Source organism: Streptomyces aurantiacus JA 4570 (assembly GCF_000414115.1).
In the GTDB taxonomy this organism is placed as follows: Bacteria; Actinomycetota; Actinomycetes; order Streptomycetales; family Streptomycetaceae; genus Streptomyces; species Streptomyces aurantiacus_A.
On sequence record NZ_AOPZ01000428.1, the window covers coordinates 1 to 440 of the forward strand.

Sequence of the window (440 nt, forward strand, 5' to 3'; positions counted from 1 at the left end):
AATTACGAGAACCCGGCCGTTCAAGAAGAAGTCCTGGCGGCCCTGCGTTTCTGGCTCGACCTGGGCGTCGACGGTTACCGCCTGGACGCGGTGCCTTATCTGTACGCGGAGGAGGGCACGAATTGTGAGAACCTCCCGGCCTCGCACGCCTTCTTGAAGCGGGTGCGCGCGGAGGTCGACGCGCACTACCCGGACACGGTCCTGCTCGCCGAGGCGAATCAGTGGCCCGAGGACGTCGTCGACTACTTCGGCGACTTCACCGAGGGCGGCGACGAATGCCACATGGCCTTCCACTTCCCCGTCATGCCCCGCATCTTCATGGCCGTGAGGCGGGAGTCCCGCTATCCGGTGTCGGAAGTCCTCGCGAAGACCCCTGCCATTCCGTCGGGCTGCCAGTGGGGCATCTTCCTGCGCAACCACGACGAACTCACCCTGGAGAT

Annotated in this window: 1 protein-coding gene; it reads left to right on the forward strand. The window is 64.8% G+C overall.

The window, feature by feature from the left end; translation table 11 throughout:
- A partial coding sequence (locus STRAU_RS33105; protein WP_037663552.1) for an alpha-amylase family glycosyl hydrolase occupies positions 1 to 440 on the forward strand: 440 nt, incomplete at both ends.